The 26,739-nt window shown below is 66.9% G+C and carries 35 protein-coding genes and 4 pseudogenes; 25 read left to right on the top strand and 14 right to left on the bottom strand.

Going from position 1 to position 26,739, the window contains the following annotated elements; all coding sequences use genetic code 11:
• The first annotated feature begins 72 nt into the window (after positions 1-72).
• From LRS10_RS02345 to LRS10_RS02335, 3 genes are all read left to right on the top strand, one after another.
• Positions 73-447, top strand: coding sequence for a hypothetical protein (locus tag LRS10_RS02345; protein ID WP_257835849.1), 375 nt, complete (start codon positions 73-75; stop codon positions 445-447).
• A gap of 479 nt (positions 448-926) precedes the next feature.
• A complete protein-coding gene (locus LRS10_RS02340) occupies positions 927-1,190 on the top strand; it encodes a hypothetical protein (protein WP_257835848.1) in 264 nt (87 codons plus the stop codon).
• 17 nt (positions 1,191-1,207) lie between these two features.
• A complete protein-coding gene (locus tag LRS10_RS02335; protein ID WP_257835847.1) occupies positions 1,208-1,567 on the top strand; it encodes a DUF305 domain-containing protein in 360 nt (119 codons plus the stop codon).
• A 68-nt stretch (positions 1,568-1,635) separates the two neighbouring features.
• Here the strand turns inward: LRS10_RS02335 and LRS10_RS02330 are convergent.
• A pseudogene (locus tag LRS10_RS02330) lies at positions 1,636-2,670 on the bottom strand (acyltransferase family protein).
• Positions 2,671-2,927: 257 nt separating this feature from the next.
• Between LRS10_RS02330 and LRS10_RS02325 the strand changes: the two are divergent.
• The 8 genes from LRS10_RS02325 (at position 2,928) to LRS10_RS02290 (ending at position 8,767) form a co-directional block, all read left to right on the top strand.
• On the top strand, positions 2,928-3,221 hold the full coding sequence (locus LRS10_RS02325; protein WP_257835846.1) for a hypothetical protein: 294 nt from the start codon (positions 2,928-2,930) through the stop codon (positions 3,219-3,221).
• Positions 3,218-3,658 carry a periplasmic heavy metal sensor gene (locus tag LRS10_RS02320; RefSeq protein WP_257835845.1) on the top strand — a complete coding sequence of 147 codons (441 nt, stop codon included), beginning with the start codon at positions 3,218-3,220 and terminating at the stop codon, positions 3,656-3,658. The genes LRS10_RS02325 and LRS10_RS02320 overlap by 4 nt, the downstream gene beginning before the upstream one ends.
• Before the next feature lie 74 nt (positions 3,659-3,732).
• Positions 3,733-4,368 (top strand): RNA polymerase sigma factor, encoded by a 636-nt coding sequence (locus LRS10_RS02315; protein WP_257835844.1) that lies wholly within the window; start codon positions 3,733-3,735, stop codon positions 4,366-4,368.
• A complete protein-coding gene (locus LRS10_RS02310) occupies positions 4,349-6,199 on the top strand; it encodes a copper resistance system multicopper oxidase (RefSeq protein ID WP_257835843.1) in 1,851 nt (616 codons plus the stop codon). Before LRS10_RS02315 ends, LRS10_RS02310 begins: the two co-directional genes overlap by 20 nt.
• A complete protein-coding gene (locus LRS10_RS02305) occupies positions 6,196-7,338 on the top strand; it encodes a copper resistance protein B (protein WP_257835842.1) in 1,143 nt (380 codons plus the stop codon). Before LRS10_RS02310 ends, LRS10_RS02305 begins: the two co-directional genes overlap by 4 nt.
• Positions 7,339-7,509: 171 nt before the next feature.
• Entirely contained in the window at positions 7,510-7,977 is a 468-nt protein-coding gene (locus LRS10_RS02300) for a DUF305 domain-containing protein (RefSeq protein ID WP_374570879.1), read from the top strand.
• 74 nt (positions 7,978-8,051) lie between these two features.
• The gene (locus LRS10_RS02295; protein WP_257817721.1) at positions 8,052-8,297 is read left to right on the top strand and encodes a heavy-metal-associated domain-containing protein; all 246 of its coding nucleotides are present in this window, start codon (positions 8,052-8,054) and stop codon (positions 8,295-8,297) included.
• 20 nt (positions 8,298-8,317) lie between these two features.
• On the top strand, positions 8,318-8,767 hold the full coding sequence (locus LRS10_RS02290; protein ID WP_257817722.1) for a DUF411 domain-containing protein: 450 nt from the start codon (positions 8,318-8,320) through the stop codon (positions 8,765-8,767).
• 416 nt (positions 8,768-9,183) lie between these two features.
• On the opposite strand, the gene LRS10_RS02285 is transcribed toward LRS10_RS02290, so the two are convergent.
• From LRS10_RS02285 to copC (LRS10_RS02270), 4 genes are all read right to left on the bottom strand, one after another.
• On the bottom strand, positions 9,184-9,477 hold the full coding sequence (locus LRS10_RS02285; RefSeq protein ID WP_257835841.1) for a hypothetical protein: 294 nt from the start codon (positions 9,475-9,477) through the stop codon (positions 9,184-9,186).
• 93 nt (positions 9,478-9,570) lie between these two features.
• Positions 9,571-9,951 carry a hypothetical protein gene (locus LRS10_RS02280; RefSeq protein ID WP_257835840.1) on the bottom strand — a complete coding sequence of 127 codons (381 nt, stop codon included), beginning with the start codon at positions 9,949-9,951 and terminating at the stop codon, positions 9,571-9,573.
• 70 nt (positions 9,952-10,021) lie between these two features.
• The gene (gene copD / locus LRS10_RS02275; RefSeq protein WP_257835839.1) at positions 10,022-10,951 is read right to left on the bottom strand and encodes a copper homeostasis membrane protein CopD; all 930 of its coding nucleotides are present in this window, start codon (positions 10,949-10,951) and stop codon (positions 10,022-10,024) included.
• 1 nt (position 10,952) lies between these two features.
• Positions 10,953-11,324 carry a copper homeostasis periplasmic binding protein CopC gene (copC, locus tag LRS10_RS02270; protein WP_066680701.1) on the bottom strand — a complete coding sequence of 124 codons (372 nt, stop codon included), beginning with the start codon at positions 11,322-11,324 and terminating at the stop codon, positions 10,953-10,955.
• A gap of 241 nt (positions 11,325-11,565) precedes the next feature.
• Here copC (LRS10_RS02270) and LRS10_RS02265 point away from each other — a divergent pair, with 241 nt between their 5' ends.
• The 12 genes and pseudogenes from LRS10_RS02265 to hutC all read left to right on the top strand — a co-directional run bounded on the left by LRS10_RS02265 (position 11,566) and on the right by hutC (position 20,341).
• Positions 11,566-11,841: a metal/formaldehyde-sensitive transcriptional repressor gene (locus LRS10_RS02265; protein WP_066680703.1), complete on the top strand. Its 276-nt coding sequence runs from the start codon at positions 11,566-11,568 to the stop codon at positions 11,839-11,841.
• Between the two features lie 38 nt (positions 11,842-11,879).
• Positions 11,880-12,452, top strand: coding sequence for a cation diffusion facilitator family transporter (locus tag LRS10_RS02260; RefSeq protein ID WP_257817728.1), 573 nt, complete (start codon positions 11,880-11,882; stop codon positions 12,450-12,452).
• Positions 12,428-12,805 (top strand): hypothetical protein, encoded by a 378-nt coding sequence (locus LRS10_RS02255; protein ID WP_257835838.1) that lies wholly within the window; start codon positions 12,428-12,430, stop codon positions 12,803-12,805. Before LRS10_RS02260 ends, LRS10_RS02255 begins: the two co-directional genes overlap by 25 nt.
• A gap of 256 nt (positions 12,806-13,061) precedes the next feature.
• Positions 13,062-13,322: pseudogene (locus LRS10_RS02250) on the top strand (MFS transporter); the annotation flags it as partial.
• Between the two features lie 20 nt (positions 13,323-13,342).
• Positions 13,343-13,879: a TonB-dependent receptor domain-containing protein gene (locus LRS10_RS02245; protein ID WP_308238009.1), complete on the top strand. Its 537-nt coding sequence runs from the start codon at positions 13,343-13,345 to the stop codon at positions 13,877-13,879.
• A gap of 32 nt (positions 13,880-13,911) precedes the next feature.
• Entirely contained in the window at positions 13,912-14,196 is a 285-nt protein-coding gene (locus LRS10_RS02240) for a hypothetical protein (protein ID WP_257835837.1), read from the top strand.
• Between the two features lie 60 nt (positions 14,197-14,256).
• The gene (locus LRS10_RS02235; RefSeq protein WP_257835836.1) at positions 14,257-14,706 is read left to right on the top strand and encodes a DUF4198 domain-containing protein; all 450 of its coding nucleotides are present in this window, start codon (positions 14,257-14,259) and stop codon (positions 14,704-14,706) included.
• Between the two features lie 600 nt (positions 14,707-15,306).
• Positions 15,307-17,982 carry a TonB-dependent receptor gene (locus tag LRS10_RS02230; protein WP_257835835.1) on the top strand — a complete coding sequence of 892 codons (2,676 nt, stop codon included), beginning with the start codon at positions 15,307-15,309 and terminating at the stop codon, positions 17,980-17,982.
• Positions 17,983-18,054: 72 nt separating this feature from the next.
• The gene (locus LRS10_RS02225; protein WP_257835834.1) at positions 18,055-18,633 is read left to right on the top strand and encodes a PepSY domain-containing protein; all 579 of its coding nucleotides are present in this window, start codon (positions 18,055-18,057) and stop codon (positions 18,631-18,633) included.
• Positions 18,620-18,763: a hypothetical protein gene (locus LRS10_RS02220; RefSeq protein ID WP_257835833.1), complete on the top strand. Its 144-nt coding sequence runs from the start codon at positions 18,620-18,622 to the stop codon at positions 18,761-18,763. The genes LRS10_RS02225 and LRS10_RS02220 overlap by 14 nt, the downstream gene beginning before the upstream one ends.
• A complete protein-coding gene (locus LRS10_RS02215; RefSeq protein WP_257835832.1) occupies positions 18,760-19,551 on the top strand; it encodes a PepSY domain-containing protein in 792 nt (263 codons plus the stop codon). The genes LRS10_RS02220 and LRS10_RS02215 overlap by 4 nt, the downstream gene beginning before the upstream one ends.
• A 56-nt stretch (positions 19,552-19,607) precedes the next feature.
• A pseudogene (gene hutC / locus LRS10_RS02210) lies at positions 19,608-20,341 on the top strand (histidine utilization repressor).
• Here the strand turns inward: hutC and LRS10_RS02205 are convergent.
• The 7 genes and pseudogenes from LRS10_RS02205 to LRS10_RS02175 form a co-directional block, all read right to left on the bottom strand.
• A pseudogene (locus LRS10_RS02205) lies at positions 20,328-21,391 on the bottom strand (efflux RND transporter permease subunit); the annotation flags it as partial. The pseudogenes hutC and LRS10_RS02205 overlap by 14 nt on opposite strands.
• Positions 21,392-21,414: 23 nt before the next feature.
• A complete protein-coding gene (locus LRS10_RS02200) occupies positions 21,415-21,732 on the bottom strand; it encodes a CopD family protein (protein WP_257835831.1) in 318 nt (105 codons plus the stop codon).
• Between the two features lie 613 nt (positions 21,733-22,345).
• On the bottom strand, positions 22,346-22,708 hold the full coding sequence (gene copC, locus LRS10_RS02195) for a copper homeostasis periplasmic binding protein CopC (protein ID WP_257817735.1): 363 nt from the start codon (positions 22,706-22,708) through the stop codon (positions 22,346-22,348).
• Between the two features lie 105 nt (positions 22,709-22,813).
• Positions 22,814-23,485 carry a DUF305 domain-containing protein gene (locus tag LRS10_RS02190; RefSeq protein ID WP_257835830.1) on the bottom strand — a complete coding sequence of 224 codons (672 nt, stop codon included), beginning with the start codon at positions 23,483-23,485 and terminating at the stop codon, positions 22,814-22,816.
• Between the two features lie 349 nt (positions 23,486-23,834).
• Entirely contained in the window at positions 23,835-24,047 is a 213-nt protein-coding gene (locus LRS10_RS02185) for a hypothetical protein (protein WP_257835829.1), read from the bottom strand.
• 16 nt (positions 24,048-24,063) lie between these two features.
• A complete protein-coding gene (locus LRS10_RS02180; protein ID WP_257835828.1) occupies positions 24,064-24,405 on the bottom strand; it encodes a hypothetical protein in 342 nt (113 codons plus the stop codon).
• Positions 24,406-24,578: 173 nt separating this feature from the next.
• The gene (locus tag LRS10_RS02175; RefSeq protein WP_257835827.1) at positions 24,579-25,103 is read right to left on the bottom strand and encodes a helicase; all 525 of its coding nucleotides are present in this window, start codon (positions 25,101-25,103) and stop codon (positions 24,579-24,581) included.
• A gap of 96 nt (positions 25,104-25,199) precedes the next feature.
• On the opposite strand from LRS10_RS02175, the gene LRS10_RS24820 reads away from it, so the two are divergent.
• Both LRS10_RS24820 and LRS10_RS02170 read left to right on the top strand, forming a co-directional pair.
• A complete protein-coding gene (locus LRS10_RS24820) occupies positions 25,200-25,439 on the top strand; it encodes a multiprotein-bridging factor 1 family protein (RefSeq protein ID WP_367133058.1) in 240 nt (79 codons plus the stop codon).
• 184 nt (positions 25,440-25,623) lie between these two features.
• Positions 25,624-25,896 (top strand): AlpA family transcriptional regulator, encoded by a 273-nt coding sequence (locus LRS10_RS02170; RefSeq protein ID WP_257835826.1) that lies wholly within the window; start codon positions 25,624-25,626, stop codon positions 25,894-25,896.
• A 200-nt stretch (positions 25,897-26,096) separates the two neighbouring features.
• Here the strand turns inward: LRS10_RS02170 and LRS10_RS24200 are convergent, their stop codons facing one another.
• Both LRS10_RS24200 and LRS10_RS02165 read right to left on the bottom strand, forming a co-directional pair.
• Positions 26,097-26,345 carry a GDCCVxC domain-containing (seleno)protein gene (locus LRS10_RS24200; RefSeq protein WP_293383824.1) on the bottom strand — a complete coding sequence of 83 codons (249 nt, stop codon included), beginning with the start codon at positions 26,343-26,345 and terminating at the stop codon, positions 26,097-26,099.
• Positions 26,342-26,659: an MFS transporter permease gene (locus LRS10_RS02165; RefSeq protein ID WP_257835825.1), complete on the bottom strand. Its 318-nt coding sequence runs from the start codon at positions 26,657-26,659 to the stop codon at positions 26,342-26,344. The genes LRS10_RS24200 and LRS10_RS02165 overlap by 4 nt, the downstream gene beginning before the upstream one ends.
• Positions 26,660-26,739: the final 80 nt, after the last annotated feature.

Below are 26,739 nucleotides of genomic sequence, written 5' to 3'. Positions count from 1 at the left end.
CGCCCTTCATGCTGCAGCCGGTCGGCCTCACTTTATCTGCCGCTTCGTTGACCCACCGACAGGACGCGACCCATGACCCATCTCTTGCCGCCCCGTCTGCTAAAGGCCTTGGCTGGCTCCGTCGCCTTGGCGGCGATCGGCCTGGCCGGGTGCGAGCAGAAGACGGAGGCTCCGGCGCCCGGCGCCCCGTCGCCCGTCGCCACGGCTCCGGCGACGACGCCCGACGCCCCGGGCGAAGCCGGCGAGCATCATTCCAGTTCGTCTGAAACCCTAGAAGAGGCTCGCGCCGAGGGGCACCGTGAAGGGATGGAGATGGAACGCGATGCGCATGAGCGCGGAATGGAGATGGGCGCCAAGGCGCATGCCGACGGCATGGGCGCCAAGAACGACGGCTCCATCCCGATGAAGAAAGCGGATCCGCCGATGAAGATGGACGGACACATGTAGGTGGCGCCGTCGGGTCCGGCCCTGTGCATTTCTGCCGTAGCGCACGGGCACGGGATGTTAATGACGCTTAGCCCGGAGCCGCCCACTGACGAACTCCCGTGCGTTTCCCATCTCCGGCAAGCTAGCTGTGAGGCTTCGCGTGAGCGTCACTGCGCTCCCATGATGAGTTCACCCCCCACCCGCTTGAGCCCGGAAAAGACGAGCGGCAATACGCACGCGGAAGGCTGCTCCCTCGGTTTTTCAGTTCTACGGACAAAAGATTTCGCTCCTCGGCCCGTGCGGCGGAACGGAACTCCAGAATGAGGGTTCAGCGGCCATCCACCTGCATAGGATGACGGCCATGCACGCCCATGAAATAATAAGTACGCACCCCCCAGGTGCGCGGAAACACAAACGACAGCCTGATCCGCTGCATCGAGGAATGCTTCGACTGCGCTCAGAGCTGCACGTCGTGCGCCGATGCCTGCCTGGGCGAGCAGATGGTCGCGCAGCTGACCCAATGCATTCGCCTGAACCTCGACTGCGCCGACATTTGCACGGCCGCTGGCCACATCGCATCACGCCGCACCGGCTCAAACGAACCGATCATCCAGAGTGTGCTGAGGGCATGCGAGGAGGCCTGCCGGCTCTGCGCGGAGGAATGCGACCGTCACGCCAGCATGCATGAGCACTGCCGCATCTGCGCCGAATCGTGCCGGCGCTGCGAACAGGCCTGTCAGGCCGCCCTCCAGACGTTTCACTGATCGAAAAGGGCTCACAGATGAAAATGATCGCCATCGTTGCGGCTGCGGCCGCGCTGCTCGCCGCACCGGCCCTCGCTCAGCAGGGCCCCACCAGCATGCAGCACGGCCAGATGGCCCAGCAAGACTACATGAAGGGCATGCAGGACATGCATCAGAAGATGATGGCTGCCAACGACGCCGATGCCGATCGGGCCTGGGCGCTCAAGATGATCGAGCACCATAGGGGGGCGATCGCGATGTCCGAGGCGGTGCTGAAGCATGGCGACGACGCGGAGGCCAAGCAGATGGCGCAGAAGTCGGCGGAGATGCAGCGCAAAGAGATCGCCGAACTGCAGGCCTGGCTCGACAAGCATGGCGGTCGCACACCGAAGCCTTAAGCTGATCCGCCGCGTGGCGGGCCCCTTACGCCCGCCCAAACCGTTTAGCTCAATCGTCCTCCTTAGTGTTAGACGTCGGGTGGCTGGGAGGCTGGCCGCATCTGCGCCCGTGCTTCAGGGGCGGGCCAAAGACGATCCGCCCGGCGGCGAATCCAAGCACGCGCCGGACCTTCGAACAGGAGGTGAAGGGCGATGGCCGCCAGAAGCGACAGCGCCAGGAGCGCGGCTACCTCCCACCAGCCGAGTACATAGCTGCTGTCGCGCCCCTGGGCGCCCGACCAGACGCCCTTCCAGGCGATCAGGATGGGCATGTGGACGAGATAGAGCGCGTAGGAGGCTTCACCCCCGAGGCGGGGCCAACGCGCCTTGAGGACACCCTCGGCCCGTACCTTCGATAGCATAGCCAGAGCCAGCACCAGCGGGCCCGCCGCGGCGACGACCCATCGGTCATCGGCCTTCAGGTGCATCAGCGCGACGAGAAGGATCGCCGCCGCCCAGGCGAACAGGAGGGTGGCCTGCCGGCGAAGAAGCAGGCGTTCGCCCAATCGGTATAGGGCCACGCCGTAGAGGATTTCGGGGATGATGCGCAGGATCCCCATGTTCGCCTCAGCATGAACCAGGATGCGACCGAAGACGGCTTGATAGATCTAGTCGAGGGCAAGGAAGATCAGGGCAGTTAAGGCCAGGAGCAGGATCGGTCGGCGGCGCAGCTTCAAACCGGCCCAGGCGAAGGCGGGGAAGGTCAGGTATGCGAACCACTCAGCCGACAGCGACCAGGACGGACCGTTCCATTCGGCTTTCACCACCTCGGGAAGCCAGGCGTGGACGAGGAGCAGTGTCGTGACGAGGCCGGCGGGATTGTAGAGATTGCGGTCGAACTCAGCGCCCACCAGGCTCGCCGTCGTGACCATGACCAGCACGAAGGCGAGTACGGCAAGGTGCGCCGGGTAGATTCGGGCGAAGCGGGCGACCAGGAACCTGCCGTAATTCATCCGGTTTCCGGCCATCGCATCGCGATAGGCGTGGGTCAGGACAAAGCCGGAGAGGATGAAGAAGGCGTCGACCCCGAGTCGCGCCCGGTCGAAGAACCCGGTCGACGACATGGCGTCCCAAGGCCACTGCAGCTGATAGTGGAAGAGCACCACCCCAAGGCCAACAAGAAGCGTACGCTGGTAAGAGCCGGGAGATCGGCTGGAAACACGCCTCCAGCCTCGCGCGCTTCGCTTTCGCGACGAACCATTGCAGCCCCCCAGCTCCCGACCTCTATAGGACATACGCGGGACGGCGCCGCCGGCCCTCAGTTGAGGGGAGCCCACCAGATCCTGCGTATAGAGTCATGACGGATGATCGGGGTGTTGCGATGGACGACAGACTTGATGACGAACTGAGAGCGCTTCGATCGGAGCCGCTACCCGCCGGCTACGAGAGCCTGGAGGCGAGGGTCTGGCAGGGCATCGAGCGCGTGCGCCAGGCGCGGGCGGCCGCCCCAACGCTCCTGGCCGTACGGGCCGCGGCCGTCGTCGGCGCGCTGGGATTGGGCGTGGCGAGCGGCGGCGCGACTGCGGTCGCCGTGGCCGCGCAATCCCAGGAGGTGTCCGCCTTCTCCACGAAGGCGGAGCTCGCCCCCTCCACCCTCTTGGATCACCACGGATGAGTTTCTTCAGCCGTGGGCTGATCCTCACGCTCCTCCTGACCCTCATCGCGGCCGTCGGCGGAACGTGGATTGGCGCGCGCTACATCTATGATCAGCGCCACCAGCCTTCGCTGCACGAGTTTGTCCACAAAGAGCTGAAGCTTTCGGCCGAGCAGCGCAAGCGGCTCGACGTGCTTGAGCAGGATTTCGCAGTCCGTCGCCGGGCGCGGGAGGCCGAACTGCGCGCCGCCAACGCCGAGCTCGCCCGGGCCATTCAGATACGTCACGAGTATTCGCTGGAGGTGAAGGCCGCGGTCGAGCGGTTCCACGACGCTATGGGGGCCCTTCAGAACGAAACCATCCTGCACGTCCTGGCGATGCGCACCGTGTTGACGCCGGACCAGGCCGCGCAGTTCGACAAGCGTGTCTCCGAGGCCCTCACCGAACAGGCGCCGTGACGCTTAGGGAAGAGACGGACGCCGATCTCGTCCTGCGCGCGCGCGGCGGAGAGGATCGGGCGTTCACCACGCTCATGCGCCGCCACAAGCCGTCGCTGTATGGCTTCGTGCGCCGCTACGTCGGCGACGCCGACGCGGCTGTCGATGTCGTCCAGGAGACCTTCGTCGCGGCGTGGAAGGCGCTCGCGCGTTTCGACGATCTGCGGGCGTTCCCGGTCTGGCTGCGCGCCATAGCCCTCAACAAGTGCCGCGATCGCGCCCGCCGTCTGGCGGTTCGTCGGTTCATCCTGGGAGAGAAGGACGACCAATCGACCGAGGCGCAGGCGCAAGCGGATCCGGCGCCCGACGGGGAGGAGTCGGTCGTTGCGGCGCAGCGCCGGGCCATCGTCCAGAAAGCCGTCGACCGCCTACCGATCAAGCTCAGAGAGCCGCTGCTCCTGACCTATTTCGACGAGCTCACTCAGCAGGAAGCCGCCGCGCTCCTGGGGGGTGACCGTCAAGACCGTAGAGACGCGCGTCTACCGGGCCCGCCAGCAGCTTGCGGAGCTTATCGACCGCTCGGCGATTTAATCCTAGGAAGTTCAGGGGCAAGCGCCCTGAGCTGCGTAGAGTTTGTGTGGGCGGGGCGCTTGACCTTCCCGCGGGGGAAGCCCCATCACCTCGTCTGTTGTTCCGATCGTAGGATTTCGAATGTCCAGGCCACGACCTGACCTTGACCGCCGCGCCCTGATCAAAGGTGCGGCCATCCTCGGGGGCGGGGCGGCGATCAGTTCGCTGCTGCCCGCCTGGGCGCAGAGCGCGACCCCGGGCCTAGTCTCGACCCTGCCGACCCTTTCGGGCGAGGACATCAAGCTGACGATCGGCCACACACCGATCATGATCGACGGCAAGCGCCGCCACGCGGTGACGATCAATGGGACCGTGCCCGGTCCGCTCATTCGTCTGAAAGAAGGTCAGCGGGTCCGGATCGCGGTGACGAACACCCTCGATGAGGACACCTCGATCCACTGGCATGGGCTGCTGGTGCCTTTCGAGATGGACGGCGTTCCGGGGGTCAGCTTTCCCGGCATCCGCCCCGGCGAGACCTTCGTCTACGAGTTCCCGATCATTCAGTCAGGCACCTACTGGTACCATAGCCACTCGGGTCTGCAGGAGGCGGAGGGCCACTACGCCCCCATCGTCATCGAGCCGGCGAAGCCCGATCCCGTCGCTTACGACCGCGAGCACGTCTTGGTGCTAGCCGACCATAGCGAGATGCACCCGCACCTGATTTTCAAGCGGCTGAAGCAGCAGGGCGGGGTCTTCAATTATCAGCGCCAGACGATCGCCGGCCTGCTTGCCGGCAAGGACCAAACCCTCGGCGAACGGATCGAATGGGCCAAGATGCTCATGGATCCGACCGATATCTCGGACGTCACCGGCGCGGTGATGACCTTCCTCGTCAACGGCCACGGCCCCAAGGACAACTGGACCGGGCTCTTCAAACCCGGCGAGCGGGTGCGCCTGCGCTTCATCAACAGCGCCGCGCAGATGGTCTTCAACGTCCGCATTCCCGGCCTGAAGCTCACGGTCGTCGCCGCCGACGGCCAGAACGTCCGCCCTGTCGAGGTGGACGAGTTCCAGATCGGCAACGCGGAGACCTACGACGTGATCGTCCAGCCGACGGAGGATCGCGCCTACACGATCGTTTCGGAGGCGATCGACCGCTCTGGCATGGGACGGGCGACACTGGCGCCCCGTGCCGGCATGAGCGCGGCCGTGCCGCCGCTACGTGAGCGGCCCATCCTGACCATGAAGGACATGGGCATGGACATGTCGGCGCACGCCGGCATGGGCGCTACGGGCATGGCTGGAATGGACCATTCCAGCATGCCGGGGATGGATCACGGGGCCATGCCGGGCATGGCGGCCGCCGGGCCGCCGCCCGGCATGGCGCCGCCGCGCCAGCGTGGCTCGGATGTGATGGGCGACATGGGCGGCATGGACATGAACATGCTGGACTGGTCGAAGGCCCCTCAAATCAAGAAGGGGCCGGGCGTGCAGATGATCGCGCCCATGCCGATGGATCGCACCGGCGATCCCGGCCTTGGGCTGGAAAGCGTCGGTCATCGGGTGCTGGTCTACAAGGACCTCATCGCGCTGGATCCCAACCCCGACCCCAGGCCGCCGGATCGCGCGATGGACATCCATCTCACCGGCAACATGGAGCGGTTCATCTGGGGCTTCGACGGCTGGAAGTTCAGCGAGAACCCGCCGGCCTATTCCTTCCGGGCCGGTGAGCGGGTGCGCGTCACCCTCGTCAACGACTCGATGATGACGCACCCCATCCACTTGCACGGGCACTTCTTCGAACTTGTGCACGGGCCGGTCGGCTATCTGCCTCGCAAGCATACGGTGAACGTGATGCCGGGCGGCAAGGTGTCGTTCGATTTCACCGCCGAGGGCGGTGACTGGGCTTTCCACTGCCACATGCTTTACCACATGCACGCGGGCATGTTCCAAGTCTTCAAGGTGCGTCCGGTCGAAGGAGCGGCGGCATGATCCGGACCTCCCTCCTAGCTCTGGCGCTGGCCAGCTCGGCCACAGCCGCCGCCGCCCAGGCCGCTGATCCCCACGCCGGTCACGCGATGCCGGCGCAGCCCGCCGCGCCGGCGGATCCGCGTGCAGGTCACGGCATGCGCGCCGCACCGAAGCCGTCGGCCGACCCCCATGCGGGCCACACGATGCCGGAGCCGCCGAAGGCCTCGAGCCCATCGCAGCCGACCCAAGGCGCCGCCTCAGCAGCACCCGTGGACCCCCATGCCGGGCACGCCATGCCCGGCCAACCTGCGGCTCCCGCCGATCCGCATGCCGGACACACCATGCCGGGCCCAGCGGACCCTCATGCGGGACACACGATGGCGCCGATGGAGGGCGGCCAGACCGCGACCGGCTTGCCTGTCGGCAATGCGCCGGCGCCGGCCGTGATCACCGACAACGTGGCCGATCAGGTCTTCGGGACGGGGCCGATGCAGCGCGCCCGGGGAATCCTCGCGCGCGAGCACGGGGGCGTACGGATCGCGAAGCTGATGCTCAACCTCGCAGAGTACCAATCCCAGCCACCGGGCGGCGGCTATCGATGGGATGTTGAAGGCTGGTACGGCGGCGACATCAACAGGTTTGTCTTCAAGTCCGAAGGCGAGGGCTCTGGAGGCGAGGGGGTCGAGCTCGCTGAAGTTCAGGCACTCTATTCCCGCGCAGTGGCTCGTTATACCGACGTGCAAGTCGGAGTACGTCGTGACTTCGGGTCCGGAAATTCGCGAACCTACGCGACAGTCGGGGTTGAAAGCCTCTTCCCTTACTGGTTCGAAGTCGAAGCCGCAGCGTTTTTGTCGGATCGCGGCGACCTGACTGGGCGGGTCGAGGGAACCTACGACCTGCGACTAACGCAGCGCGTGATCCTTCAGCCGCAGGCAGAGTTGAGGCTTTCGGCGCAGAAGCTCCCAAGACTCAACACTGGCTCCGGAATCACGCACGCAGAACTCGGGCTCCGCCTCCGCTATGAGATTCGCCGCGAATTCGCGCCTTACATCGGTGTAGCTTATGAGCGCGCCTTCGGGGGGACCGCGGATTTCCTGCAGTCTGCCGGGGAGGACGTCGAGAGCACGACGTTTGTGGTCGGACTTCGTGCGTGGTTTTAGGTTGGTCTGAGGTGAAGGCGACTGGAACAAGACGTCTCACGCCCGGCCAATAGGGCAGGTGTTGCCTGACGCGTTCGGAAGATAGGGAGGTTTGCAAGCAAGGCTTGCGCTCTCGGGAACAGCATCTCTCAGGAGGCTGACGTGAAAGACGCACACCACGGCGAGTCCGGCATGAGCGCGAAGGAGGGTCGGCATCACTATGTGATGCTCGCCATCAATCTGGCTCTGAGCCTGGCGGTTATGTATTTCGCCATGTTCACGATGATATTCGGCTGGGGCGAATTCATCCAGAACATCAACTTCTTCTACATGGCGCTCGTAATGTGGGCTCCCATGGCCATCATCATGTTGCTGACGATGAAGTCCATGTACATGAACGCCAAGCTGAACGTGGCCTTGCACGTCGCCTTCGCCGCCATCTTCGTGCTCTCGCTGATCGGCATCCGGGCGCAGGGCCTGGTCGGCGATCGCCAGTTCGTGCAGTCGATGATCCCGCACCATTCCGGCGCCCTGCTGATGTGCAAGGAAGCCTCGCTCAAGGATCCCGAGCTGCGCGCACTCTGCTACGGCCCCGGCGGCATCATCGAGTCGCAGACCCGAGAGATCAATCAGATGAAGGCAATCCTCGAGCGCCTTTAGGCGCGCCGGCGTCTTGACCTTCCCATCGTTGGAAGCCCTACCTGTTGCGGCGAGGCTTTGACCAGGAGGTTTCCATGCTTCGCTATCAAGTTGACGACATGAGCTGCGGCCATTGCGTGCAGGCGATCACCGCGGCGGTGAAGGGCGTCGATCCAGCCGCCCAGATCACTATAGATCTGCCGAGCAAGTCGCTGGAGGTCGCGACGACCGCGGCCGACTCGGCCGTGCGCGACGCCATTCGGGAGGCGGGCTACACCCCGCAGGAGGCTCGGAAGGCCGCGCCTACCGCGAAGGCGTCCTGTTGCGGCGGTCGGCGCTGACCCTTGGAGGCTGATAGTCGATGATACTTCGCCGTAACCTGCTTGCCGCCGCAGCAGCCGTCCTGGCGGCGCCGCACGCCTGGGCGGCCGCGCCGCCGCCCTTGACCGTCTACAAGACCGCGTCGTGTGGGTGCTGCAGGGGCTGGATCACCATCATGACCCGGGCGGGCTATCGGCCGAAGGTGGTCAACGTCGAAGACATCACGCCGATCGGAAAGCGTCATAGCGTCCCGTTCGAGCTCTCATCGTGCCATCTCGCCACGATCGGCGGCTACGTCGTCGTGGGCCACGTCCCGGCCGCTGACGTCGGCCGCCTGCTGAAAGAGCGGCCGAAGGCGCTGGGCATCACCGTACCTGGCATGCCGCTGGGCTCGCCCGGCATGGAGATGCCTGACGGACGCAAGGAGCCTTACCAGACGCTGCTTCTGCTGCCGGGCGGCAAGACGCGGGTGTTCGCGCGCCACGGCTGAGGGCTACACGCGAACGCGTGCCCCTTCGCACGCCTCCTGCTGCTTGGTGATGGCCGTGATCTCGCCTGAGCCATCCTTCAGTCGGGTCTAAGGCGACCTTGTCATTCGGCTTGACGCTCTAGACCGGGCCGGGCGCGGCCTTGAAGTCCATGGTCATCGCCGCCAGCTCCCGGAACGGGGCCGTGGTCGATCTTAATCGTCTCTGCCGTCGACGGACTCCACGGTTCCGGGCCTCTCGGCGGTCTTGACGGTCGCGGAATCGGCCGTGTTCATTCGCGCCATGTCGCCGGTCTGGGCCGGGCTCGACAGACGCGCTGCGCCTAGCATCAGCCATAGGGGCCGCAAGAGGGTCTCCTCTGGAGAGAACAGGAGATGAAGCGGAAGCGTCGGCGGCCAGGGGCCGCCGACGCCCTCGCTCACCGCGCGCCTAAGGGGATGGGGGGTGCGCGGCGATCGCGATCAACGGGCCGGGCCGTTCTTGGCGCCGGTGGCGCATGATCCCGCATCATGGTCATGCATTGCTCGCGCATGGCTTGGTCGCCCTTCATCATCGGACAGTCGCAGTCCCGCGCGGGGCGGGGTTGTGCCGCCGGCGGCTGAGCCATGCTGTAATTGCCGCCCTTGCCGTAGGGCTGGGCGGAGGCGGCGCTCGCGGCCGCGACGAGGCCGAGGGCCAGCGCCGCTGCCGTCAGGTGAATGCGATAGGTCATGGGAAACTCTCCCCAGTGGGATCGATCATCATGGCCGGACGGACTCCGGCCGGGTTCTGCACGCGATGCGCCGCCCTAGGGGCGGCGCAGGGGTCAGGCGATCGGTCTGGGAGGTCGTTCGAGGCGTCCGGGGTCGTGAGGCGTCAACGACGCCATCCGCCCAGGCGGCGGCGCGCCATGGTCAGGCTTCGCGAGGCTGACAGGTGGGGCGCTGGGGAGCGCCGCCGTCACGCCGCACATGGCCATGCAGGCGAGAAGGCAGCTCATGTCGTCGTGCTTGGCGGGCGCCTTGTCGTTGGCGGGGTCGCAGCAAGGGTCGGCCTTGTCGTCGTCGTGGTCCATCCCCGGCATGTCCGGCATGGCCATGCTCATCATCGCCTCACCATGACCCAGGCAAGTCGCCTGGGCCGCCGCGGCGGACGCCGGGCTGGCCAGGAGGCCGATCACGGCCAGAAGGGCGAGCAGTAAGCGCATCGTCCACGAGGGTAGCGCCACAGCGACCGTTGTCATCCGATTTCGCGTGTTGCGGCGGCGCGTCATGACTTCACATCGCCGCCGGCGGCGCCAGCGTGCCGAACCAGGCCACGAGAGCCACGATCCCGAGCGCAGCGGCGGTCTCCAGCGCGATGCTGCGGCGCAGATCCGCGAGCGCCGCGCCTTGCCGTGAGGGGTCGTCCAAGGCCAGGGCCAGGACAGGCGTCAGCCGGAAGCGGTTTGCGGCCGCCAGGCCGAGCATGGCCACGAACAGGAGGAGCTTGAGGCTCAAGAGCCGCCCATAAGAGGTGGTCCAAAGGCCGTCGATCCGATCCGCCCCGACCAAGAACCAGCTGTTGGCGAGTCCAGTCGCCACCAGGACCGCCACCAGCAGCGTGCCGATCCCTGAAAAGCCGTGCAGCGCCCGGTGCAGGGCGACCACCCCTGCCGGCGTGCGGCTGCGGGTGCGCAGGATCAGCGCGAAGGCCACGAGCGCGCCGATCCAGACGGCCCCTGCCCAGCTGTGAAGGATGTCGGAGACAAGGTGGATGACACCGCCTGGCCCCTCCGTCGCCGCGCCATGACCCATCCAGGCGAAGGTTGCGGTCGCGACAGTTCCGAGCGCGGCCGCGACGATCCAGCTGGCTCGCGCTGGCCTCAGCATCACGGCGAGGATCGTGGCCAGGAGGGCGACCCCCGCCCTAAGGACACCCGCCTTGCCGAGGTCCATGCTCGTCACCACGGCGCCGAGCGCCTCGGGTTTGAGTCCCTCCGCCATCGATCCGGCCAGCACGCTGGCCTGGGCCGCGATCCAGAGCAGCGTCGCGAGCGCCAGCAGCACGCCCGCGCCCGCCAGCAGCCTGCGGGCCCACGGCGCCTCCGCGGCCGAGCCCGGACCCGTGGCGGGGAGGGCATAGATGAAGAAGAGCGATGATCCCATGAGGACCATCGCCCCCGCATACTGCAGCAGCCTGAGGATGATGACCGCAGGCTCGAGCACGTCAGCCGACCTTGAAGGCCACTTCGCCGGTCATCTTATGGCCGTCGGCCGAGGCCGCGGACCACACGATCTTGTAGGCTCCATTGGTCAGCGCGCTCTGCGGCGTACCGGTGATGGACTTGCCGTCCTTGGAGACGGTCGTCTTCACCGGTACTTTCATGCCGCCATGCTCCGGCATGGTGAGCTCGAACTTGGAGAAGGCCGGTACGAGCTTTTCGTTGAAGGTCAGGGTGATGACCTTCGGCGCGGCCGCGACGGCGGCGTTGGCCGCCGGATTGGAGCTCACGAGGTGCGCATGCGCCCAAGCCGGGCTGGAAGCGATGAGGGCCGTTGCTCCCGCAAGGGCGGCAAGTCCGAAAAGGCGGGTCTTCATTGGGGTCTCCCGACAAGGTGTCTGTGAACGTCTACGCATCTCAGCGCGGCAACCCCTCAAACTAGCCGCCGCGCCTGCACCGGGCGTGAATGAGTTCCCGACTTGAGAAGCAAGGCGCCTCCTCCGGTCGAAAGGCGCCTCGCCCAGTCCTCGCCAGCGGTTGGTCCGTGAAGCGCGCAGAGAGCGTGCGCACGTAGTCGAGGGCTGGCGGCTCCGCGTCATATAGGGTAGGGGGTAGCCTATGGCGCATACGACGAACAACAAAGAGCAGCTCTTGGCCCGGGTCCGGCGTATTGCCGGCCAGGTCGCCGCGATCGAGAGGGCCATCGCTGACGAAGCGGGCTGTTCGACGATCCTGCATCAGGCTGCCGGCGTGCGCGGGGCTGTTAACGGGCTGATGGACGAGCTGATTGAGGACCATGTCCGCGAGCACGTGGCCCGGCCCGACCTAACGGATGCGGACCGAGCTTCCGGCGCCGAAGAGCTGATCGCAGTCGTGCGCCGATACGCAAAATAGGAAGAGCCGCCTTGAATCTGTCAGCTTCAGACGAGGCCTTGTCCCACGACCACGTCTTCCTCGGCGAACGGCACGATGAAAATGCCCGACGCACGCTGTGGGTCGTGGCCCTAACCGCCGTGATGATGGTTGGCGAGATCATCGCCGGCAGTGTCTTCAACTCGATGGCCCTGCTCGCCGACGGATTCCACATGGCGACCCACGCGGGCGCTCTGGCCGTCGCGGCGGCGGCTTACGCCTACGCTCGCCGTCACGCGCGCAGCCGGCGCTTCAGCTTCGGTACGGGCAAGGTCGGCGATTTGGCCGGCTTCGCCTCTGCGCTTGTGCTCGCCCTGATCGCGCTCGCGATTGGTGTCGAATCCGTCGTCCGCCTTCTCAACCCGCAGCCCGTGAGCTTCGGCGAGGCCACGCTCGTGGCCGTAGTGGGGCTCGCCGTAAACGTCGTGAGCGCCCTTCTCCTGTCGGGGGGCACGATCACCATCATGGCCACGCTCATGTTCACGAGCATCCCGATGGCGGTGATCACCACGGCCACGCCTCCGATCGAGCGCACGCGCATCACGATAACAATCTCCGCTCCGCCTTCGTGCACGTCCTTGCCGACGCGCTGACCTCGGTGCTGGCGATCGGGGCGTTGGTCGCCGGGCGATATCTGGGGTGGGTTTGGCTCGACCCTGTGATGGGCATCGTCGGCGCGGTCGTGATCTCCGTCTGGGCCTGGAACCTGATGCGCGACACAGCCGCCGTGCTGCTCGATACGGCTGATGCTCACCTGGAGGGCGAAGTGCGTCAGGAGGTTGAAGGGCTCGGGGACGCCAAGATCACGGACCTGCATGTTTGGCGGATCGGGCCTGGCGCCCACGCGGCGATTGTCAGCTTCACGGGCGACGCTTCAGCCGCCGACGTGCGCCAACGTCTGCGCAGAGTGCATGAGCTGGCGCACGTTACGGTCGAACCCCGATGAATCCGACAGCACGACAATGTTTGAGGGTGGGGCTTCACAGGTGCGTCCGAGCTGCGCGCCCAATCGATCCTATCGGACCTGATCAGCGCCCTCGGCAAGGCCAAGGCATCCCTCGTGCAGGGCCAAATCGAACATCACCTCGAAGACATCGTTTCGCGGCTCAGTCGCATCGCACGACCAACTCGGGCGCCTATCCGGACTCGCGAAATACCTGTGAGCGTCCGACGCTTAAGTTCGCGCTGAGGAAGCGAACGTCATGTTGAGCGTTCTAGGAGACCGCACCTATCGGCATCTCTTTTTGGCCCAGGTCATCGCCCTGATCGGCACGGGCCTAGCGACCGTCGCGCTGGGTCTCCTGTCCTACGATCTTGCGGGCGCGAACGCCGGCGCCGTGCTCGGCGGGGCCCTGGCGATCAAGATGATCGCCTATATCGTGGTAGGCCCGGTTGTGAACGCCTTCGTCGACCGTCTGCCGCGGCGCGGCTTTCTGGTCTCGATGGACCTCGTCCGGGCCGCCGCGACCCGAACTCGGGTCAGATCACGAGCACCCTTGAGACCAACGCGAACCTCGGCACGCTGAAGACCAGCGGCACCGACTTCCAGGTCGACTGGGTCGTGGCCCTGGCCGATGTCGGCGGGCCGCACTGGGGCACGGTGGCGCTCAACGTCATCGGCACCAAGCTGCAGGAGTGGAAGCGGCAGGACCTGCCCGGCGGCGCGTTCACCGACCGCAAGGGGACGATCTCCAACACCTTCGGCCTGACCCTGCCGGAGTGGAAGTTTTTGTCGACCCTGAGCTGGAACTACGACCCCTTCAGCCTGGGCGTGCGCTGGCGCTACCAGGGCTCCGTCGAGAACTTCAACAACCGGGAACAGGTCCTCGACGCGGTCAACTACTTCGACCTGAACGGCTCGTGGAAGCTGAACGAGACGGTGACGGTCCGCGGCGGGGTGAACAACCTCACGGACAAGCAACCCCGGGTCTATTCGCCGTCGATCGCGGCGAACACCGACCCTTCCAGCTACGACCTGGTCGGCCGTCGCTACTACATCGGCCTCACGGCCCGCTTCTAAGCTCGAAAAGGTTCGAACCGATGAGAAGATCTTTGCTGACCGTGGCCACGGGCCTCGGGCTGCTGTTCGCCGGCAGCGCCGCCGCACACGACTTCTTCCTCATTCCGGAGGGCTTCGTCGGCGCGAGCGGGCGGCCGCTCGTCGTCCACGCGACGTCCTCCTCCGACTTCCCGGCGCTGAACGTCGGCTCGCCGCGGACGCGCGTCCAAGAGGCGCGTGCGGTGGTCGGCGGCCAGCCGGCCACGGTGGAGGTGCAGGCGCAGACGCCAAGTCACTGCCCCTTTCAGTCTCCACCAAAGCGTCCGGCATGGGCGTGATCACCCTCCAGACCATCTGGGGCGAGTCCACCTGGCGACCCGAACAGGTGGACATCTACCTTGAGGAGCATCCCTTCAAGGCGGAGGACGTCGCGCAGGTTCACCGGCTCCTGCCGAAGGGATCCACGCTCCAGATTCTGCTCGCGCCGTCTAGCCAAGACACTCGTCTGCGTCCGGGTCTGCACGCCCGCTGCGGCGGCCCCGACGGGGCTCGAGGTCGAGCTGGTCCCGGCGTTCGATGCGGGCGCCGCTTCGCCGTCTAGGTTTCAGCTCGTGCGGAACGGCCGCCCGTTGGCGGGCTATCCCGTCACGGTGCGGCCGGCCCGGGGCGAGCGGCAGAACCTCCTAACCGATCACGATGGCTGGGTGCGCATTCCCGCCGGCAAGTCCGGGCCGGTGATGCTGGTGGCCGCCACGCTCGATCCCCCCAAGGAGCCCGGCGGACGCTTCGTCACCAACAATGCGTCGGTGACGTTCGAAGCGGAACCGGCGCACGGCGGCGCCCACTGACCTAGGGCGCCTCCCTCCATCCGCGCGGGCCGCTCGGGGTCCCCAACCTCCGGGGCCCGCGCGGATGGCATGCTGCGATGACCGCAGCCGCGAGCGGCGTCGCAACCTACTCGTTCAGACCGGCCCGCTGACGCCCCGCACCTTTTGTCCGCCAGGTTGGTGTTGTCCTCAGGTGCGGGCGCTAGCCCCGCCATCAAGCCGACCCGCCGACCCGGCCGCGGTAAGCCCATCGCACATCGGTTCCTCCCGTAGGCGTTCAGCGCGAGTCGAAGAGATCGCGCCGCCGCGTGCGCGGTCCGGAGCGGAGTCCTGCCCCAATATGCGGCGCCGGGTGCACCGGAAGCTGAACTGAAGAGAATGTAAAAAAAGCGAGATTCTTCTCGAATACCGCATCCGCTGGGGCATGACGTGCCGCGGCCAGCAGGCCGAACACCGGTCCGCTTTTCCGCAGCAGCCGTCACGAGCAATTCCAACCTGCGGCGTCGGCCTCTTATGTATATACATGAGTTGACACCCTCTTCCGCTCGGCTGGACAAATCCGACGCCGGTGGAAGATCGCGGCTCGAACGCGGCCCTGCGGCGCAACATTGGGGGGTAGTCATGAACCGGATTTCGAAGCCTCTGCTATTCGCGAGCGCCTGCGCCTCGCTTAGCCTGGCAGGGACGGCGGCTGTAGCGCAGGACCCGGGCGCGGTCGATGAAGTGGTGGTCACCGGCAGCCGCATCAAGCGCGCCGACATCACCGGCGTCGGCCCGGCCACGGTCGTCACGGAGGAGGCGATCGCCCGCACCGGGGTGATGAACGTCGAGACCCTGCTGCAGCGCCTCCCGGCCTCGGCCGGCAACGCAGGCAACCAGACCAACGCCTACTGGACCGGCAACGGCTGGGGCACGGCGCAGGTCAACCTTCGCGGCCTCGGCATCAATCGCACCCTGGTGCTGCTGAACGGCCGCCGCGTCGTGTATGGCGGCACCGGCGCCAACAGCGCCGTCGACCTAAACACCATCCCCACCGGCATGATAGCCCGCATGGACGTCCTGAAGGACGGCGCCTCGGCGATCTACGGAGCCGATGCGGTGGCCGGGGTGGTGAACATCATCACCCGCACGGACTTCGAAGGCGTGCAGGTCACCGGCAAGTACGGCGTCACCGACGAGGGCGACGGCAACGAATACGCCGTCGACGTGCTCTGGGGCCTGCGGGGCGAGCGGGGCGGGTTCACGGCCGGCGTCAGCTACCAGAAGATGGACCCGGTCAACATGGCCGACCGGGAGCCCTGCGGTCTCGGAGAGGTCGGCGGCCAGCTCGTCTGCGTGGGCAGCGCCGCCACCATCGGCGGTCGAGCGGTTCTCCCCAATGGCCAGCAGATCAACTTCAACCAGACGCCCGGCGGCAACGGCAACTTCTTCGAGCCGTACAGCGCGGCGAAGCACAACTTCAACTCGAACCCTTTCCTCAACGCGGTCAGCGCGCTCGAGCGGGTGAGCGTCGGCGTGTTCGGCGACTATGACCTGACCGACGGCATCGAACTGTTCGGCGAATTCCTGTTCACGCACCGCGAGACCGGGCAGATCGCCACGCCCGGTTCGCTGCGCAACCTGACCATCACGGCCAACAACTCGACGAACCCGACCGGCCAGGAACTCCTGCTGATCCAGCGCCGTCTGGCCGAACCCGGCCCGCGCGAGTTCTTCCAGGAGACCGACACCTGGCGCGGCGTCGCCGGCCTGCGCGGCGACATCGGCGAGAACTGGTCTTGGGAAGTGGCCGGCAACTTCGGCCGCACGACCGGCATCGACGGCTCCACGAACATCGCCAACCTGGAGCGGGTGCGGAACACAATAGCGGCCTGCGTGCCGGGCTACACCGGGACCGCGCCCTGCGCCGACTACCTCGGCTACGGCGATCTGACGCCGCAGGTGCTGGACTACATCCTGTTCACGATGCGCGACACGGGCGGTAACGAGCAGGCCAGCGTGACCGCCGACATCACCGGCACGCTGTTCGACCTTCCGGCCGGCCCGCTGGGCGTCGCCGCCGGCGTGGTCTACCGCGAGGAGAAGGGCTGGCGCGACCCCGACGCGCTGACGGTGCTGGGGGTGGCGAACACCAACCAGCAGGATCCGATCTCGGGCTCGGTCAACACCAAGGAAGCCTATCTCGAGCTCTCGGCGCCGCTGCTGGCGGACATGCCCTTCGCCGAGCGCGTCGAACTGAACGGCGCGGTCCGGTACTCGGACTACAACCTGTTCGGCAACAACATCACCTACAAGCTGGGCCTGGACTGGACGGTCATCTCCGGCCTGCGCCTGCGGGCCACGTACGGCACCGGCTTCCGTATCCCCAGCGTCCCCGAGCTGTTCGGCGGCGTCGCCGAAGGCAACCTGACGACCACCGATCCGTGCAGCCGCTACTCCACGAGCGGCGATGCGACGCTGATCGCCAACTGCCAGGCCTCCGGCGTGCCGGCCGGCTACGTCCAGCTCGGCAACACGGTGCTGACGACGGTGGGCGGCAACCAGAACCTGCAGCCGGAAGAGTCGGAGAACCTGACCCTCGGAGCGGTCTTCCAGCCGGAGTTCGTGCCGGGCCTGTCGGTGACGGTCGATTACTTCGACATCCAGATCAAGGACGCGATCCGGAACATCCCGGGCTCTACGAAGCTCGCCGTATGCTACGCCAGCCCGAACCTTTCGCACCCGTTCTGCGGACCCGAACACTTCACCCGCAGCACGCGGACCGGTGAGGTGAACTTCCTCTCCTCGCAGCCGACCAACGCCGGCAAGGAGACGATGAAGGGGGTCGACTTCGGCGTGCGCTACGCCTTCGACGTGGCGCATCTTCGCGCCGACCTCGACTGGAACACGACCTACCTCGCCAAGTACGAGGTGATCCCCTTCGTGGGCGCCGACCCGATCATCTTCGACGGCTATATCGGCGGCGGCAACGGCGGCTATCCGCACTGGCGTTCGAACGCGAGCCTGACGGTGTCGGACGTCAACTGGAACGCCACCTGGTCGGTGCAGTGGATCGGTAAGGCGAAGGACTTCAACGCCTCGCCCGGCGACATCGGCGACGAGACGCCGAACGTCTTCTACCACAACGTCCAGTTCGCCTACCGCGTGTCGGAGAAGGCCAACATCGCCGTCGGCGTCGACAACCTGTTCGACCGCGACGCGCCGTTCATCCAGAGCTGGACCGACGCGAACACGGACACCATGACTTACGACCTGCTGGGTCGTAGGGGCTACGTTCGCCTGCAATACACGTTCTGACGGACGTAGGTTCCGGGCGCCGGAGAGAGGCCCCAATGCTCTCCGGCGCCTGCCCTTTTCTAGAGACCCCCGATGCGGCTACCCGCTCTCGCCCGCACCACGCACAAGTGGTTCGCCCTGATCCTCGCCATCCAGGCGGTGTTCTGGACCCTCAGCGGCCTCTACATGACGGCCGTCCACATCGACATCATCCACGGCGACCGGCTCGTGCGCGCCCAGGCCCCACAGCCGATCGCGCTCGCCGGCCTCGTGGAACCGACGCATCTCGCCCACCTCGCGCCCGGACTGAAGGCGGCGCGGCTTGAGAACCAGCTGGGGCAGCCCGTCTATGTCGTCGACGCGGATGAGGGGAAGGCGCTGTTCGACGCCCGCAGCGGCGAGAAGCTGTCCCCCTTGGGCGAGGGGGCGGCGCGGGCCCGGGCCAAGGCGCTGTTCGCCGAGGACGGCGACATCGTGAGCGCCGAGCTACTCACCAAGGCTCCGCTGGAGATTCAGACCCGACCCGTGCCGATCTGGCGCGTCGAGTTTGAAGGCGCCTGGCGGCCGACATTCTACATCTCGCCCCAGACCGGCGAGCTCGTCTCCCCGCCGCCACGACCTGTGGCGCACCTTCGACTTCGTCTGGATGTTCCACATCATGGACTACGATGACCGTCAGGACGTGAACAACATCCTCATTCGCATCTTCACCTGGATGGGCGTCGCCACGGCGGCCACCGGTGGGTGGCTGCTCCTCTACAGCTTCCGCCGCAAGCGGCGGGTCCGAAAGGCCGCGGCATGACCTGGTCGCCCATGTTCCTGATCCGCTGGCTGCACAAGTGGTCCGGCCTGGTCCTGGGCCTGCAGTTCCTGCTGTGGGCGCTGAGCGGCGCCGTGATGGCGCTCCTCGATCACCACAAGGTCTCAGGCGAACATGCGCTCGCCCCGCCCGCTGAGCTGCCGGCTGCCGCTGCGCTGCTGCCGCTGACCGGCGTGGCCGGAGCGGTCGGCGAACCCATCACCAAGCTGCGCCTGAAGCCGCTGTACGACAGCTGGGTGTACGAGGTGAGCACGCCCCTCGGCGTCAGGGTCATCAATGCAACGACGGGGCAGCCCGTCGTCATCGACGCAGCCAAGGCGCGCGAGCTCGCCGTGGCAGGCTTCACCGGATACGAGCCGCCCAAATCTGTAACCTACGTGGCCAAGTCCACGCTGGAGACTCGCGACCTTCCGCTGCCTGTCTGGAGGGTGGAGTTCGCCGACAAGGAGCGGCACGCTCTGCTCGTGTCCGCCAGCACCGGCGAGGTGCTGGCCGCGAAGAACGACACCTGGCGGCTCTGGGACGTGGCCTGGATGCTGCACATCATGGACTACGACGACCGCCAGAGCTTCAACCATCCGCTCATCGTCACGCTCGCGACGGGGGCAACCTGGCTGGCGCTCAGCGGCCTGATCCTGCTGTTTCGCAGCTTCCGGCGCTCGGACGTGGCCTGGATCCTGGACCCGCTTGAGGCCTTGGCGGAGCGCCGGCGGGCCAAGCGGACGGCGCCGCTGCCGCCCGCCGCCAAGGACAGCCGCCCCCGGGCTTGATACGTGGCATTGCAAGCGCAAGGCTGCGTTACGCAGGCGCGGCCGAAAGCGAGTCCATGAGTGCTGCCGCTGCCCTGACGCTTCACAAGCGGATCCGCTCGGACATATCCGAGCGCATCTTGTCGGGGGCATGGCCCCCGGGGCACCGCATTCCTTACGAGCACGAACTCATGGTGGAGTACGGCTGTTCACGCATGACGGTGAACAAGGCGCTCGCGCCGCTTGCCGAGGCCGGGCTCATTGAGCGACGTCGCAAGTTCGGGACGTTCGTGGCGCGGCCCAGGATTCACTCCGCCGTGCTCGACATCCCGGACATCCCGGCCGAGGTGAGCGGGCGCGGCGAGGCTTACGACTATGAGCTCCTGTCCCGACGCGTTCGACCCGCCACGGCTCGCGAGATGGAGGAGCTCGGCCTCGAGCGTTCGGCCGAAGTCCTCGTCCTCAAAAGCCTTCACCGGGCCGGCGGGCGGCCCTTCGCGCTGGAGGAGCGGCTGATCAACCTCGAGACAGTGCCGCAGGCCGCCGAAGCCGACTTCGCCGCCACCGCGCCGGGCAGCTGGCTGCTGAGCCATGTGCCCTGGACGGAGGCCGAGCATCGGATCAGCGCGGCGAACGTGCCGAAGGCGGTGGCGGCGGCGCTCGGCATCAAGCTGATGACCGCCTGCCTCTTGCTGGAGCGCCGCACCTGGCGAGGCGCGGACCGCATCACCCATGTTCGGCTCATCTTCCCGGGGAGGCCTACGACCTCGTCGCGCGCTTCGCCCCGAAGAGAGGATCTACCGAGACCTGATCCCGCGCGGCCACGATGCTCCGCGCCGACGCCGCGATGCAGTACAGCGGCGCCGCTCAGGAATCTCGCGGGGCGCGCGGTGGCGCCGGCGGCGCAACAGGAGGTACCCCGCTGGGATGACAAGCATGGAGAGCAGGGGAGCCGTCAGCATGCCCCCGATCATCGGCGCCGCGATCCGGCTCATCACCTCCGAGCCGGCGCCATGGCCGATCAGCACAGGCGTGAGCCCCGCCAGGATCACCGCCATCGCCATGGCTTTCGGACGTACGCGCAGCAGCGCCCCTTCCCGAATGGCGTCCTCGACGTCACCGGGGCCCGGTTCGGGCCCGCGCTCGGCAAGGGCGTGCTTCAGGTAGATGAGCATCACGACCCCGAACTCCGCGGCGACCCCGGCGAGGGCGATGAAGCCCACCCCAGTCGCCACCGACTGGTCATAGCCAAGGAGGTAGAGCGCCCAGAACTCGCCGGTGAGGGCGAAGGGCAAGGTGAGCATTATGAGCGCCGCCTCGTCCAAACGACGGAAGGTGACGTAGAGCAGAAGGAAGATGATCGCGAGCGTCGCGGGCACGACGAGCTTCAGCCGCTCGGCCGCCCGTTCGAGGTACTCAAACTGCCCCGAGTAGGCGATCGAGACACCCGATGGCAGCTGTACGTCCTCGCTGAGCGTCTGGCGAAGGTCGCCGATCACCGAACTTAGGTCGCGGCCCCGGACGTCCACATAGACCCACGTGGAGGGGCGGGCGTTCTCCGTCTTCACCATCGGTGGGCCGTCTGCGATCGTGATGGCCGCCAGCGTGCCGAGCGTGATCTGTTGGCCCGTGGGCGTCAGGATCGGCAGCCCTCGCAGCCCCTCAAGGCTGTCGCGCAGCTCACGCGGGTAGCGGAGGCTGATCGGATAGCGCGCCACGCCCTCCACCGTTTCGCCGATGGTCTCACCGCCGATTGCGCCGGAGACGATTTCCTGGACATCGGCGATGTTCAGGCCGTAGCGGGCAGCCGCGGCGCGGTGGATCTCGTGTCAACATAGCGCCCGCCTGTCAGCCGCTCGGCGCCGGGCAACTCGGTTCACGTCCTCACATGGCCCCTGGCGGCGCGAGCGTGCCGAACCATGCGACCAGCGCCAGCACACCGAAGCCCAGCGCGGTTTCGAGGATGACGCTTCGACGCAAGTGGGCGAGGGCCGCACCCTCGCTGTCTTGAGCGCCGAGGCCGCGTCCGAGCGCTGGCGTCAGCTGGAAGCGGTTTGCCGCCGCAAGCCCGAACATGACCACAAACAGGACCAGCTTGAGCGACAGGAGCCGGCCGTAGGCCGTGGTCCAGAGGCCGTTGAGATGATCGAGCCCGACCAGGAACCAGCCGTTGATCGCACCGGTGGCGAGGAGCACGGCCACGACAGCTGTGCCGACCCCGGAGAAGCCGTGTAGAGCGCGGTGGAGGGCCCCCGTCGCTGCTGGAGTTGGGGTGGGCGTACGAAGCAACAGCAGAAAGGCGACGAGCGCGCCGATCCACACCGCCGCAGCCCAGGCGTGGAGGATGTCAGAGACGAGATGAAGGGACGCGCCGACCCCTCTGTGGCCGCGCCGTGACCCATCCAGGCCAAGCTTGCTGTTGCGATCGCGCCAAGCGTGGCCGCCACGATCCAGGTGGTGCGAGAGGGCTTGAGGACGAGGATCAGCAGCACCGCCAGCCCCGCAGCCGCGGCGCGGATTATGGCCGCCTTGCCGAGATCCATGCCGGTGGCGACGGCGCTCAGGGTCTCGGGCTTCAACCCTTCGGAAAAGGAGCCACTGAGGATGCTGGCCTGCCCGAGGATCGACAACAGAGCCGTCGCAGCCAGGAGCGTTCCGGCGCAAGCGAGAAGTCGGCTGGCCCATGGCGCCTCGGCCGCGGATCCATCTCCTCGCCCCGGCAGTGCGTAGACGAAAAAGAGCGATGATCCCATCAGGACCATCGCTCCTAGATATTGCGCCAGCCTGAGGACGATGACCGCAGGCTCAAGCACGATCAGCCAACCTTGAAGGCGACTTCGCCGGACATCTTGTGGCCATCCGCCGTCGCCGCCGTCCAGACAACCTTGTAGGCGCCGGCGCTCAGCGCCGCCGTGGGCGCGCCCGTGAGGCTCTTGCCGTCCTTGGAGACGGTGGTCTTCACAGCGACCTTCATTCCACCGTGCTCGGGCATGACCACCTCGAACTTGGAGAAGGCCGGCACCAGCTTCTCGCTGAACGTCAGGGTGATGATCTTCGGCGCGGCGACCGTGGCGTTGGCGGCCGGGTTCGACGACACGAGTTTCGCATGGGCGGCGGCTTGCGAGGCCACGAGAAGGGTCGCCGCAGCGACCGCGACACCGAGGTGATGACGGATCATGGTGGATATCCCGACTGAAGTATTCAAAGGGATATACGCACCCGGCACATGAACCCCTCATGATCGGGCCTGCCGCCGGCGGTGGCTTGCCGGCGGCAGGTGGGATCAGCCGCCGAGCTTCGACTGCAGTTCGGCGATCTCTTTCGTCTGCATGTCGATGGTCTTCTGCGCCATCCGCCGGATCTCAGGGTCCTTCGCGTCCTGCAGGACCCGCTTCGACATGTCGATGCTGCCCTGGTGGTGTTCGATCATCTTACGCGCCCAGGTCTGGTCCGCGTCGGCGCCGGTCGCCGCCATCATCTTCTGGCTCATGGTCGCTTCCATCTCGGCGAACGGATTGGCTTGGCCGCCCTGCCCGCCGGCGTGCGCCTGAACCCATTTGTCGAGCTCGGCGCGGTCCTTGGTCTGCATGTCCATGGTCTTCTGGGCCATGTCGTGCATCGCCCCGTTGGGGGACTGGTTGAGCAGCGCCCGCGACATGTCGATACCGCCCTGGTGGTGAGCCATCATCTTCATCGCCCAGGTGCTTTCGACGGTGGACCCGACCGCTGCAGCCATCTTCTGCTTCATGTCCGACTCGATCGGCATGAAGACCGCCGCGGGCCCGCTGGCCGGGATCGCCGCATTGGCGCTCGCGGGTGAGGCCGCCGACTCTGGCGGGGTCGCGGCCGGCGCCTCGGTGCTCTCGTTGTTCTTGTTGCACCCGGCGAGACCCAGGACGGCGATCGCTGCGCCCGTCATGAGCCAGGGTGGTGCAAGTCCATTGTTCGTCAGCATGGGCGTTCCCTTTGTTCCCGTCGCGGCAACGCCTACAGCGCAGCCAGCGTTCCGGATTTACAAGAGCAGGAACCAAGTACGGCGGCAGACTCTCCCGTGATGGGAAAGTTATGCGGAGGTGTTCGGGGCTTCCGGGGTCCTTTCGATCTTTGGCGAAGGCTTTACCAACGAGGTCGACAATGTAGGGCCAAAGCTGAAAGCAGCGGCCGAGCAGCTCCATGAAGACGGCCTAGTCTCCAACACGTCTCAGTGCGGGACGATGGACGCAGCGAAGCCTACGCCACGCTCTTATTGCTTTCAGGCGGCAAGACCTGGGTCTTCGCTCAGCATGGTTGATCGTTGGCGCAGGTCAGTGCCGCACGAACTCGCCGGGCGGTCCGAAGCGTTCGGCGAGCTCTAGGCGGATGGCCTCGATCTCCGCCTCCAGCTGCGGCAGCTCGGCGGCGTCCGCGCGCTCCGCGCGCGCCAGCAGCGCAAGGCAACGGTCGACCAGCGCTATGGCCTCGGGGTTTCCCCGGCAGCGCAGCCGCAGGTCCAGCAGATAGGCGAGCGCGTCCTCCAAGCGGGTCTCCATCGGACTAGCGTGCCGGCGGGCGACGCTCGCCCAAGAGTGCGGTGAGGTCCCGGCGCGAGCCAGCGATCATCGCCTGGGCCTGCAGGTGGTCGTCGGTCCAGATCAGCTGCTCGGCGACCGCGAGCCGGGCGATCACCTCCTCCAGGCTTGTCGCGCCCTGCTTGGGCAGGGCCTCCAGCAGCGCGGCGCGCTGCTCCAGGAGGAGCTCCAGCATACCATCGATGTCACGGAGCTCCTGCGCGCCTGCCAGCATTCTTCCCGGCTGGGAGGGCTGGTCTTCGATATAGGCTTCGAGCCGCGCCCACCGGCGCCGTAGCCGGGAGATCCTGGCGTCGAGGTGGAGCAAGGCCCGGTAGGGCTTCGTGGGGTCCGGAGACGAGGAGCCCGCCGGCAGTTGCAGAGGCGCGGCGCCGACGGGGCGCGCGGCGGCTGCGGCGGAGGCGCCGGCGAGCAGGGTCCGGCGGGAGACCGCTGCCAAGCGCGCCGGGTGTGCGACGGGAGGACGTCCTGAGCCCATGATCAAGGGCGCTCCCCGGAACGGGCCGCGAGCGTCGTGAGATCGCGTCGGGAGCCGAGGATCATGTCGTACGCTTCGGGATGGTCGTCGCGGTAGAGGAGCCGCTCGACGACCGCCAGCCGCGCGGCGACGGTCTCGAGCGTGTCGGCGCCGGACCGGGGAAGTTTGTCGAGCAAGCCGTCCCGCTCCGCGCACAGCCGCTTCAGCTGCGCGTCCACGTCCCGCAGCGCCTGCCCCGCAGGCAAAGCCGCCTGCTCCGCTTCGCTCAGCCGGTGCCAGTTGTGCGTCTCGAACAGCCAACCCTCGATGTCGCCCCAGCGCAGGAGCAGGCGCTCGATCTCTCGATCCAGATGGACCCAGCGCCGGTAGAGGCCCGTGGCGGTCCCGGGCGCTGTGACGGACGGGAGCGGATGGGCCACGCCAGCCTGAGGCGCGGTGGCCGCCGCCGAGGTCCCGACCAGGACGGCTCGTCGGGAGAGCGCAGGCAGCCGGGCGCGCTCGCCCGCCGCCGATTGACGTGAGCCCATGATTAAGCTTCTCCGGTGTATTAGACTTTTAGTGCCACAGATGACGCTTCCAGATCAATCTAAAAGCACCATGAAAGTATCAAAAAGTACCTTGTCGTGGTGACCGCCGCGCAAATTCGAGCGGCGCGGTCCCTTCTTGGGTGGAGTGGATCCCAACTTGCCGCGGCCGCAGGTGTCTCCCTGCAGACCATCCGACGCATGGAAGGTGAGGTTGGGCCTGGGCGGAGCACAGCTGCGAACGTTCACGCCGTGCAGCAGGCGCTTGAAGGAGCGGGGGTGGTGTTCATCGCCGCTGATCAAGCTGGCGGGCCAGGTGTCCGCCTGAAGCGAGCGTAGCCTAAAGTTCAGAGGGGAAACCCTTCCCCTGCGGTCGAGCCCTGACGGTCTCGTCCGACCCCTTCCAGCGGGGGAGCGCCCCCCGCAACGCCCCCGCTCCCCAGCCCTGTGGGGCCGCTCCTCCCTCAGGTCGACTCGCAAGAAGGTGACTTTGTCAGTCCTTCGAAACTTGCGGAGCGCGCTCATGCCCAACCCTGTCATCACCCGCTGCATCCGACGTGCGGAGCTGCGGAGGCTCGTGCCGCTGAGCGACACGACGATCTATGAGATGGAGCGCCGCGGCGAGTTCCCCCGTCGCTTCAACCTCACGCCCCGTTGCGTCGCCTGGAGCTTCGACGAGGTCCAAGCCTGGCTGGCGGCGCGCCGGGACCCGGCTCCGGACCAGGTGCTCGAACGCGCACCCTCGCCCGACGTGCATCAGCGCCGCACGAGGCCCGTCCGCACCCTGGGAAGCTGACGCTCTCGCAGCGTTAGGGAGAGCGCCGGGCGGTCGCTCGCGGTCCCGCCGCGCCGGGCGCGGCTCCTGCGGGAGCGACCCTTCGGGCGCGTCGCGCCGCCCGCCGCTCGCGGCAGCGTCCCGCCATGCAGCGCCGGCTCCGCCGCGCGCAGGCTCCTTGCGGCCGCATCCTTGCTAAGCGGTCGCCGGCGCGTAACGTTTCAGCCGCTGGCGGCGCTGCAGCACGACGGTGCTCCGCCGTTCGCGCGAGCTTCTTGGACCGGCGGGCACGGAACGTCGGCGTACGAGCAATAGACGCAACAATCGCCGGCGTTCGGCTTCAGAACTGCGCTGCAACACGGGCAGTCATAGAAATACTGGCAGGCGTCCGTCGGCATGGTCTCCGTTGTCCGCCCACCGCACTCGGGGCAGGTCAGCGTGGAGCGTAGCTCAAAGGTCATCGCGTTCATGCGCGTAAGGTCCTCAGGATCATCAGGGCCTTTGGCTCTACGAACGGCTGCCAAAGGATCGCCAGCACCAGCAGCGCTGTCGCGAGTGAAAGCAGGATCACGGACAGCTGAGAAGGCGGCGCACAGCCCCCAGCGATCTTGCACGCCCGCGCCCGGCGTCCGATGCGCCACCAGCCAGCGCCCAGGACCAGGGCTGCGCCGATGGTCAGCCACAGGCGTTGGCCGGCGACGAAGGCTGCCCCGGTTAGGCCCAGGCCTGCGGCCGCGAGCGCCATTGGCAGCACACAGCACGCGGCCCAGGCGAATACCGCCAAGCACGCGGCGCAAACAGCTGACCAACTAAGAGCCGCGTCTTTGCGCGCGGATGATGCTGTCGCCTGGATTGTCACGCTCG

The organism is Phenylobacterium sp. J426 (assembly GCF_024699945.1).
Taxonomy (GTDB): domain Bacteria; phylum Pseudomonadota; class Alphaproteobacteria; order Caulobacterales; family Caulobacteraceae; genus Phenylobacterium.
The sequence above is the reverse complement of the archived record's forward strand: the minus strand, read 5'-3'. Positions and strand labels throughout refer to the sequence as shown.